The sequence below is a fragment of the Bacillota bacterium genome, assembly GCA_030705925.1.
Taxonomy (GTDB): Bacteria; Bacillota; Clostridia; order Oscillospirales; family Feifaniaceae; genus JAUZPM01.
In genome coordinates this window covers 1-9,755 of record JAUZPM010000074.1, presented here as the reverse complement: position 1 = coordinate 9,755, position 9,755 = coordinate 1, and the positions used below count along the sequence as shown (strand labels likewise).

11 protein-coding genes and 1 tRNA gene are annotated in these 9,755 nt (G+C 44.6%); all 12 read left to right on the top strand.

Annotation, left to right across the window (positions count from 1 at the left end; all coding sequences use genetic code 11):
* Nucleotides 1-792: M20/M25/M40 family metallo-hydrolase (locus Q8865_09940; GenBank protein ID MDP4153738.1), on the top strand; the 792-nt coding region annotated here is incomplete at its 5' end.
* Nucleotides 785-1,807: a M20/M25/M40 family metallo-hydrolase gene (locus tag Q8865_09935; protein ID MDP4153737.1), complete on the top strand. Its 1,023-nt coding sequence runs from the start codon at nt 785-787 to the stop codon at nt 1,805-1,807. The genes Q8865_09940 and Q8865_09935, both read left to right, overlap by 8 nt.
* An 11-nt stretch (nt 1,808-1,818) precedes the next feature.
* Nucleotides 1,819-2,805, top strand: coding sequence for a M20/M25/M40 family metallo-hydrolase (locus Q8865_09930; protein MDP4153736.1), 987 nt, complete (start codon nt 1,819-1,821; stop codon nt 2,803-2,805).
* Nucleotides 2,806-2,840: 35 nt separating this feature from the next.
* Complete coding sequence (locus Q8865_09925) at nt 2,841-3,623, top strand: GNAT family N-acetyltransferase (protein MDP4153735.1); 783 nt, start codon at nt 2,841-2,843, stop codon at nt 3,621-3,623.
* Between the two features lie 2 nt (nt 3,624-3,625).
* Complete coding sequence (locus Q8865_09920) at nt 3,626-4,903, top strand: methionine gamma-lyase family protein (GenBank protein MDP4153734.1); 1,278 nt, start codon at nt 3,626-3,628, stop codon at nt 4,901-4,903.
* Nucleotides 4,904-4,939: 36 nt separating this feature from the next.
* Nucleotides 4,940-5,428 (top strand): crossover junction endodeoxyribonuclease RuvC, encoded by a 489-nt coding sequence (gene ruvC / locus Q8865_09915; GenBank protein ID MDP4153733.1) that lies wholly within the window; start codon nt 4,940-4,942, stop codon nt 5,426-5,428.
* Between the two features lie 11 nt (nt 5,429-5,439).
* On the top strand, nt 5,440-6,039 hold the full coding sequence (gene ruvA / locus Q8865_09910) for a Holliday junction branch migration protein RuvA (GenBank protein MDP4153732.1): 600 nt from the start codon (nt 5,440-5,442) through the stop codon (nt 6,037-6,039).
* A gap of 4 nt (nt 6,040-6,043) precedes the next feature.
* Entirely contained in the window at nt 6,044-7,072 is a 1,029-nt protein-coding gene (gene ruvB / locus Q8865_09905) for a Holliday junction branch migration DNA helicase RuvB (protein ID MDP4153731.1), read from the top strand.
* 27 nt (nt 7,073-7,099) lie between these two features.
* Nucleotides 7,100-8,464, top strand: coding sequence for a phosphoglucosamine mutase (gene glmM / locus Q8865_09900; protein MDP4153730.1), 1,365 nt, complete (start codon nt 7,100-7,102; stop codon nt 8,462-8,464).
* A 73-nt stretch (nt 8,465-8,537) separates the two neighbouring features.
* Nucleotides 8,538-8,624, top strand: a tRNA-Leu gene (locus Q8865_09895).
* Nucleotides 8,625-8,942: 318 nt separating this feature from the next.
* Nucleotides 8,943-9,239, top strand: coding sequence for a metalloregulator ArsR/SmtB family transcription factor (locus Q8865_09890; protein MDP4153729.1), 297 nt, complete (start codon nt 8,943-8,945; stop codon nt 9,237-9,239).
* Nucleotides 9,240-9,325: 86 nt separating this feature from the next.
* On the top strand, nt 9,326-9,755 hold a 430-nt coding region (locus Q8865_09885; protein ID MDP4153728.1), incomplete at its 3' end, for an EFR1 family ferrodoxin.

The window sequence follows — 9,755 nt, the reverse complement described above, 5'->3', positions numbered from 1 at the left end:
TTTGCTGATATTACCGGCGTTGACAAACGCACGCTTCTTGCATCGGAAGTTATTATTCACGGGAGAAAAGATGTTTATGGCGTTGTCAGCTGTCAGCCGCCGCATCTTCAAACTGAAGAAGAAGCAAAAAAGACTGTATCGTTAGATAAACTTGTTATAGACATCGGGTTTAGCGAGGAAAAAGCTAAAGAGCTTGTCTCTGTCGGTGATGTCATATCCCAGAAAAGCAAATGTATCGAGCTTATGAACGATCAAGTTTCCGGAAAGGCTTTTGATGACAGAGCAGCTGTTTCGGCAATAATCAAAGCTTTTGAAAATCTTCAGAAAACACAGCTTCCATATAATCTTGTAATGGTTGCAAGCGCTCAGGAGGAAACAGGCTGCCGCGGAGCCAGAACGGCAACATACAGGGTTGCCCCGGATGAGGCTATCGCACTTGATGTTTCATTTGCATATACGCCTGACGCCTCAAAAGAGGATACCGGAGAACTCAATAAGGGTCCTATGATCAGTTATGCGGCTACAATAAAAAGAGAGCTATTCAAATCGCTTCAAACAATTGCAAAGGCAAAGAAGATTCCATATCAGCTTGAGATTATGTCCGCAACATCAGGAACGAATACAGACAAGATCCAGCTTTCAAGAGATGGTGTTGCCGCAGGGCTTATTTCTATTCCGCTCAAATACATGCATACGGGGATAGAAACATTATCCCTTAAAGACCTTGAAAATACAGCAAAGCTTCTTACAGCCTATGCTCTCAGCAAAAAGGAGGAATGGGCTGATGCTTGATTTACTAAAACGTTTATCCCTTGCCCGCGGCGTGTCGGGAGATGAGGGAGGAATCAGGAAGCTTATAACATTTGAGCTCAAACCATATGTCACGGATATTTATGTTGATAATCTAGGAAACCTGATTGCCTATAAAAAGGGCATGGACAGCAGCAAAAAAGTGATGGCAGCGGCACACATGGATGAAGTCGGGCTGGTCGTAAAGCATATAACTGACGAGGGATTTTTACGCTGTATGCCGATGGGCGGCATCGATCCGCGGGTTGTTCTGGGGAGAAGGGTGCTTATTGGTGAACGGGGTGTTCCGGGTGTTATAGGAACCAAGGCTGTGCACCAGCAAAACAAGGATGAGCGCAGCGAGGCGCCCGATTTTAAAAAGCTTTTGGTGGATATCGGGGCGAAAAACAGGGAAGACGCGCTTAAAAAAGTTGCGCTTGCTGATACTGCTGTTTTTGACAGCGATTTTATATTATTTGGTGACGGATTCGTAAAGGGCAAAGCTTTGGATAACAGGTGTGGCTGCCTCGCGCTTATTGAAGCGGCGAAAAAAACCGCGCTGTATGACACCTATTTCGTCTTTACCGTTGAAGAAGAGGTCGGCACAAAGGGCGCAAATACTTCAGCCTACAAAATCGAACCCGATATTGCTATTGTCGTAGATACGACAACGGCTGCCGACTTTGAGGGCGTTGACGAGGCGCGCAGAGCATCAAAGCTTGGTAGTGGAGCGGTAATTTTCTTTATTGAAAGCACTACAGTTTATGATCCGCATTCGGTAAATAAAGCTCGCGGTATAGCCGATAAAGCGGGCATACAATGGCAAAGTAAAAACGTCGCTGCCGGAGGACTTGATTCAGGCGCGATTCAGCGCTCAAAGGGCGGCGTTGAAACTATTGCCATAGCAACACCCTGTCGTTATCTGCATTCGCCATCATGCGTTGTCAGTGAAAGCGATCTTAAAGCGACAGTCGATTTAACATCAGCGCTTGTTACAAGCGAGCATCTTTTTGATTGAGGTGAGAGAGTATGAAATTATTAGAAGATTTAACGGCTATAGCCGCACTTCCGGGGCATGAAGCCCCACTGCGTGATTATATAGAGAATGCTGTCCGTTCTTATGCAACGGATATAACAACAGATAAAATGGGCAATCTGATCGTTCATAAGCAGGGCAGAAAAGACGCGTCGAAGTTCATGCTTAGCGCCCATATGGATGAGATCGGCGTTATGGTAACATTTATCGACGAAAAGGGTTATCTGCGTTTTACTAATCTTGGGTATTTGTATGTTGAACGTCTCAGCTGCCGGACTGTTACATTCCAAAACGGCGTAAAAGGCGTTATATACTGTGAGGAAGATGCCGACAAGTCAAAGCTGAAGATAACGAATTTTTATATAGATATTGGCGCGGATACCCGTGAAGAAGCTCAAAAGCTTATTTCAGTCGGAGAAGCTGGCATTATCGACGGTTCATTCGATGTGACGGGCGACAGGATTATAAGCAAGGCGCTTGACAACAGGGCAGGCTGTTATGTGCTTATGAAGGTTTTAGAACAGCTTCAAAATCCACTTTACGACTGCTATTTTGTTTTTTCGTCACAGGAAGAGGTCGGACTGCGCGGCGCGAGAACCGCTGCTTATTCAGTTGAACCTGACTATGCTCTTGCAGTGGATGTGACCGATACAGGCGACATGAAGGGCGTTAAGCCAATGGCGGTGGACCTTGGAAAGGGCGCCGCGATAAAAGTCAAAGACAGAGGCATCATTTCTCATAAGGCGATGGTCGATCACCTTTTGCGTATCGCCCGTGAAAAGGATATTCCTTATCAGATGGAAGTAATGGAGGACGGGGCCACGGACGCAGGCGAAATACACCTTACTAAAAGTGGAGTTATAACTGGCGGGATTTCGATTCCTACACGATATATCCATTCACCTGCTGAAATGTGTGACAAAAAGGATCTGGAAAGCTGCGTCACGCTTATTGAGGCGGCTTTATCCGAAGCCATTTAATTTATGCCGCATAGGCGGCGGAAACGGACGGGAAAATGCTCAGGAAATATAATCGGACTGATACAAACGCAATTATAGAATATCTGCAAGATGCACCGGAACTGCAGATTATATTCGAAGCAAACCACAACACGGAGGATCACTTTCATTTTGACGGCTTTGTATCGAATGATAAGATGGAAACGGTGATGCTTATTTTCGGCGGAAGCATCTACCTTAAAGCGGATGAGGATGCCGATTTCGAAGAAATAGCAGGTCTTATAAACCTCTGCAATCCTGTCGATCTTCAGACAGGGATTATAGAGGCTGACAGACTTAAACCATACCTTAAAAGGGTCAAGAACAGCTCAAATTACAAATTAGCAAGGTATGAGGGAACGCCGGAGGTTAAGGCGCCGAAGTTTGAGATAAAACCAATGGATATCTATCCGGAATGCAGGGCTGTTTACGACCTCCTTTGCAGTGCGGAAATGTCGCCGGGAATTCCTTTAGACAGGTATTATGTAACAAGAAAGCATTTCATAAATATAAGCTCATCGCGCACATATTTTGCAGTGGACGGCGAGAACGCTGTCAGCACTGCTTCCACAATGGTGGAGACACAAAACGGAGCTTATCTATATGCGGTTGCGACTCATCCCGATTATCGGAACCGGGGACTTGCAACGGAAGTCGTTTCAAAGCTGATTGGAGACCTTACTGCCGAGGGGAAAACCTGCTATATTTCTTTTCGCAACCCTGCGGCGGAAAGCGTTTATAAAAAATTAGGGTTCAAAGTGGTCTGCGACAAAACAATAACATGGTTTGAACGGGAGTAAAAGTGGAATTTAACAGTTTTTTTAACATATCTGATAAAATTGCAGCGGCGGCAGATAAAGCTTTGGGGCTTGCAAAGCCGCAGTTTGAGAACATAGAAAAAATCGCTGCATTAAATACACAAAAGGTGCTTGCCGCATTTATTAAAAATAAGGTAAGCGAGGCTGACCTTGGCGGAACGACGGGTTATGGATACAACGACCGTGGAAGAGAAGTTATCGATGCTGTTTTTGCCGACGCACTCGGCGCGGAATCTGCAATGGTGCGTCATTTCATGCTGTCCGGCACACATGCGCTTACGACCGCTCTATTCGGGGTTTTGCGCCCCGGCGACGTAATGTTATCGGTTGCGGGAAAGCCGTATGATACGCTTGACGAAGTAATAGGCATAAGCGGGAAGGGAAAAGGCTCTCTTTCAGAATTCGGCGTTATATATAAAGAAATTTCGCTTAAAAAAGACGGAACACTGGACTATGACGCAATAAAAATTGCACTTTCGGACAAGCCAAAGGTCGTTTACCTTCAGCGTTCAAGGGGTTATGCTGTCCGCCCGTCTATAGAAGTAGCATATATTGAAAAATTATGCGGGATCGTAAAGAGCGGTTCGCCGGAAAGTATCATTATGATTGACAACTGCTATGGCGAGTTTGTTGAAACGAGAGAGCCGACAGAAGCCGGCGCTGACCTTATAATCGGCTCGCTTATCAAAAACCCGGGCGGCTCTTTTGCCGAATCCGGCGGATATATCGCAGGAAGACCGGATTTAGTCGAGCTTTGCTCATACCGTCTCACTTCACCCGGGCTTGGAGCGGAGATAGGCGCGACGCTTGGACAAAACAGAAACATTTTAAGAGGCATATATTTTGCGCCGATGATAGTGGGTGAGGCACTGAAAACCGCAGTCTTTGCCGCGGCGCTTTTTGAGACGCTGGGTTATGACTGTTCGCCGAGGTTCAGCGATAAAAGAACAGATATAGTTCAGCAAATCATTCTGAATGACCCTGACGCGCTTGTGGCATTCTGCGGCGGCATACAGGGCGGTTCACCTATAGATTCATATGTAACCCCTGAGGCGTGGGACATGCCCGGATATGACAGCAAAGTCGTTATGGCCGCTGGTGCGTTTGTAGGAGGATCATCGATAGAACTTTCGGCAGATGGGCCGATAAAACCGCCGTATGCAGCGTTTATGCAGGGCGGCGTGATGTTCAATGCCGCAAAAATCGGCGTCGTTCTCGCGGCGCAAAAACTATATGAAAAAGGTTTCTTGAAAAATCTTTGATGATGTGGTAAAATTTTTCTAAATACGGAGTTTTATATGATTATTCTCGGCGTTGACCCGGGTATCGCATCTGTCGGATACGGCGTTGTCCGTTATGTCGGCAATCAGTTCTCGCCTATTACATACGCGACATTCCATACTGCCGCAGGGCTGCCGCTTCCGGTAAGACTTAGGCAGATATACGAGTTTTTGCTTGAAACGATTGATAAATATCATATAGATGCAATGGCGGTTGAAGAGCTTTTTTTCAATACGAATGTAAAAACGGCAATAACCGTAGGACATGGCAGAGGCGTTGTTCTGCTGGCTGGTTCTATGAGCGGCGTTCAGGTGTTCGAATATACGCCGCTGCAGGTGAAACAGGCGGTCGTAGGGTATGGGCGTGCGGACAAGAATCAGGTTCAGCAGATGGTGAAGATCATGTTAAATCTAAAAAGTATCCCTAAACCTGATGATACCGCTGACGCGCTTGCGCTTGCAATATGCCACGCACACTGCAGTTCATCTCAGCTTCCGATAATATAAGGGGGAACGCTATGTTTGCTTACTTACAAGGTGAAATTACCGGGATGGATGACTCAAGCATCATCGTAGACGTCGGCGGCGTGGGCTTTCGGTGCAGCACAACTGCAAATACCATGAAACAGGTTGGCGGAACAGGTGTGAAGGCTAAAATCTTTACATATATGAATGTCAGAGAAGATGCAATCGATTTATTCGGATTTTACACTGAAAATGAACTTTTTTGTTTTAAACAGTTGATTTCTGTCACAGGCGTCGGCCCTAAAGTTGCGCTTGCGATATTGTCTGAAGTGACTCCCGATACGCTTGCTTCAAGTATAGCGCGCGGCGATATAAAAGCGCTTACACGGGCGCCGGGAGTTGGCCCCAAGCTTGCCCAGCGCATTGCAATGGAGCTTAGGGACAAGCTCGGAAGCGGCGCTTCAAACAGCGACGATCAGGCTGCACAGTCTTTGAACTTTACAACTAATGGGAAAGACGACGAGGCTATTGATGCTCTTATGGTGCTTGGTTATACTCAAAGTGAGGCAAAAAATGCAGTTAAAAGCCTCAATACGGCGGATATGAGCGTTGAGGATATCGTACGGATAGCGCTTAAGTCTCTTATGAGGTAAAAATATGGAATTTGACCTTGACAACCGAATCGTAAGCTCTGGTCTTTCGGGTGAGGACAGCGATATTGAAACAACGCTTCGACCAAAGCGCATAGATGAATATATAGGACAGGAAAAAGCAAAAGATAACCTGTCGATTTTTATCGAAGCTGCTCGCAGAAGAAGCGAGGCTTTGGATCATGTATTGTTATACGGCCCCCCGGGACTTGGAAAGACAACACTTGCCGGTATAATTGCAAATGAAATGAATGTGAATATCCGCATAACATCCGGGCCTGCGATCGAAAAACCCGGCGACCTTGCGGCACTTCTCACCAATTTATCTGATAACGATATACTGTTTATAGATGAAATACACCGCCTGTCACGCAGTGTTGAAGAAATCCTATATCCCGCGCTTGAGGATTATGCCTTAGACATTATTGTGGGAAAAGGCCCATCCGCGCGAAGCATCAGGATTGATTTAAAAAAGTTTACATTAATCGGAGCTACTACAAGAGCGGGACAAATTGCGGCTCCGCTTCGCGACCGTTTCGGCGTTATACTGCGGCTTGAGCTTTACTCGCCGGATGAACTTGCAAGGATAGTGCGCCGCAGTGCAAATATTCTGAACATTACTATCGAAGATGACGGAGCTTTTGAGATTGCCGCTCGTTCACGAGGCACTCCGCGTATCGCAAACCGCCTGTTAAAGCGTGTTCGAGATTTCGCAGAAGTTGAGGGAAACGGTATTATATCGAAAGAAATAGCCGACAGTGCGCTAAAACGCCTAGAAATCGACAAGCTTGGACTTGACAGCATAGACAGACGTATGTTAAACTCCATTATCGTAAATTTCGGCGGCGGTCCTGTCGGACTTGAAACGCTTGCCGCAACGATTGGCGAAGAATCGGTTACGCTTGAGGATGTGTATGAGCCTTATTTGCTTCAGATCGGATTTTTAAATCGAACCCCGAGGGGCAGATGCGCAACTAAAAAAGCTTATGACCATTTGGGGCTGACTTCACTCATGTCTCAGCAGACTTTTGAATAATAAATATTTTGTTAGGGGAGAATTGCAATGGCAAGATTATTCGGAACAGACGGCGTCCGCGGCATCGCAAATAAAGAACTTACTTGTGAACTTGCTTATAAACTGGGGCAGGCAGCCGCGGTTGTACTGACTGAGGATACTAAACATAAACCTAAAATTATGATAGGCAAAGATACACGCATTTCTTCTGACATGCTTGAGGCTGCAATGACGGCAGGCATTTGCTCTGTTGGAGGAGACGTTATCTCATGCGGTGTCATTCCTACGCCGGCGGTTGCTTACCTTACACGTAAATACGGCGCTGACGCTGGCGTTGTAATATCTGCTTCACACAATTCTTTTGAGCATAACGGAATAAAAATATTCAACGGTCAGGGCTTTAAGCTGCGCGATGAGCTTGAAGATGAGATCGAGGAAATTGTAAAAGGCGAGTCGGATAAGGAAAAAATGGCGTCAAGTGAGGAAATCGGCAGAATTATAAAGCCTGAGCGTGCGATTGATGATTATGTCAGGTTTTTATTTGACAATACGGACACAACGTTTGAAGATTTCCGTGTAGTTTTTGACTGCGCAAACGGTGCGACATCAGCTATTATTCCTCGCTTTATACATATGTTCGGCGTTAACGCCACAGTAATAAATGCTGAACCTAACGGCATCAATATAAATGAGAAATGCGGCTCTACTCATATAGAAGAACTTTCAAAGACTGTTACACGCCTCCACGCCAAAGTTGGCATTGCGTTCGACGGTGACGGCGACCGTATGCTGGCTGTTGATGAAAACGGCATACTGATCGATGGCGACAAGCTTATTGCGATTTTTGCAACAAAGCTTAAACAGGAGAATATGCTTAAGAACAATACCGCCGTTGTTACAACTATGTCAAACCTCGGATTTTTTGAGTGCATGAGCAATCATGAAATAAATACGAGCATGACGAAAGTCGGCGATAAATACGTGCTTGAGGAAATGCTGAAAAACGGTTATTCCATAGGCGGCGAACAGTCAGGTCATATTATTTTCGGTGATATTGCAACAACGGGAGACGGAATGCTTTCAGCGGTAAAACTGCTTCAGATCCTTTATAAAGACAAGGTGAAAGCGTCTGCTCTTGGCGGAATCATGGAGAAATATCCCCAGGTTCTCATCAACGTGAATGTTACGCGCAGTTACAAAGAAGCGCATACTGATGACGAGGAATTGCTGAACCTGATCGATAAATACAATGCTGAGCTCGAGGGAAAGGGCAGATTAATAGTTAGGGCATCGGGCACAGAACCGCTTATCCGTGTAATGGTCGAGGGCAAGGATTTTGACGAGATTAACGAAATCGCTAAAGATATAGCAGGAGTCATTACGAAAGCTAATCAAAAAATAAATTGCAACTGATACTTGCAAAAACTTTTCTTTTGTTTTATAATATTAAAGCTTCAGACTGTTAATAATTATAGCAGTCTGATATGCCGGTGTGATGGAATTGGCAGACGTGCTGGACTCAAAATCCAGTGGTGGCGACACCGTACCGGTTCGACCCCGGTCACCGGCACCAAATTAAGACACCTTTGGGGCAATCTCAGAGGGCAGAAAACCCCTTGAAAAAGGGGTTTTTTGCTATATAAAACAAAGTTTCAGAATGTATCAGCATTGTCTGCTGGTAAGGTTATAGACATATGTGATTGCACTTAATATCTTTTTGACCAGACTTGCCAAATCTAGACGTCAATATTAATACTCTGTTAAGTGTAACCGGGGTTGTTTGCAACAGGAGAATTATTGCTGTAACTATGTTTTTATAAGTGCCATTGACATCAGTTGGACGACATGATAAAATAACCACAATTCGATAACTGTCAAAGTGAGGATTACTATGACCACTCATCAATTGACAAAAGTATATAAAGCGCTGTCAAACGAAAACAGGCTTGAAATTTTTCTCAGCATCTTGAAAAGTGATGAGAAAAATTTCGAGACGCGCTGTGATTGCACAATCTCTTTGATTATGCAGAAACTGGGCATTGGCGCGCCGACGATTTCTCATCATTTAAAAGAACTGAACAATGCCGGGCTGATCGAAACAAAAAAGAACGGCAAATATCTGGTGGCTCATGTGAACAAAGAACTGCTCATTGATATAAAGAATGCGTTTGATTTTATAGAAAAGTAGGAAAACGGGCTTCAAATATTGATTTGTAGCCTGCTTTTTTGTATAAAACAGTTCGATAGTTGTAAAAGTGTGAAAGGGTGAATACGATGAAAAATGTCATTTTTTATTTCAGCGGGACAGGTAACAGTTTGCAGGTTGCAAAGGATATTGCAGGAATATTGCAGGAATGTGAGACTTTAAATATTGCAAAATTCAATACGGAAACTGAGATGAACGCCGAAAGAATCGGAATTGTCTTCCCAGTATATTTCTGGGGAATCCCCAATATAATAATCAGATTTTTAAGTGAAATCAAGTTGGTTGGAAATCCATATATTTTTGCTGTTGTAACTTGTGGAAATGTTGTCGGTGCATCCCTGATACAGGTTAATGATTTATTAAAGGTGAAAAATCAAAAGCTTTATTCCGGTTTTATGATTAAAATGCCTGAAAACTATATCATTTATTTCAATTCCGACAGCAAGAAAAAACAGCAGAAACGATTTAATGATGAAAAGAGAAAAGTGTCAGACATCT

What these genes read in the sequence shown, in the direction of transcription:
- glmM (MDP4153730.1), top strand. Translation starts at nt 7,100, where the DNA reads ATGGCAAGATTATTCGGAACAGACGGCGTCCGCGGCATCGCAAATAAA.
- Q8865_09890 (MDP4153729.1), top strand. Translation starts at nt 8,943, where the DNA reads ATGACCACTCATCAATTGACAAAAGTATATAAAGCGCTGTCAAACGAA.
- ruvA (MDP4153732.1), top strand. Translation starts at nt 5,440, where the DNA reads ATGTTTGCTTACTTACAAGGTGAAATTACCGGGATGGATGACTCAAGC.
- ruvB (MDP4153731.1), top strand. Translation starts at nt 6,044, where the DNA reads ATGGAATTTGACCTTGACAACCGAATCGTAAGCTCTGGTCTTTCGGGT.
- ruvC (MDP4153733.1), top strand. Translation starts at nt 4,940, where the DNA reads ATGATTATTCTCGGCGTTGACCCGGGTATCGCATCTGTCGGATACGGC.
- Q8865_09925 (MDP4153735.1), top strand. Translation starts at nt 2,841, where the DNA reads ATGCTCAGGAAATATAATCGGACTGATACAAACGCAATTATAGAATAT.
- Q8865_09930 (MDP4153736.1), top strand. Translation starts at nt 1,819, where the DNA reads ATGAAATTATTAGAAGATTTAACGGCTATAGCCGCACTTCCGGGGCAT.
- Q8865_09935 (MDP4153737.1), top strand. Translation starts at nt 785, where the DNA reads ATGCTTGATTTACTAAAACGTTTATCCCTTGCCCGCGGCGTGTCGGGA.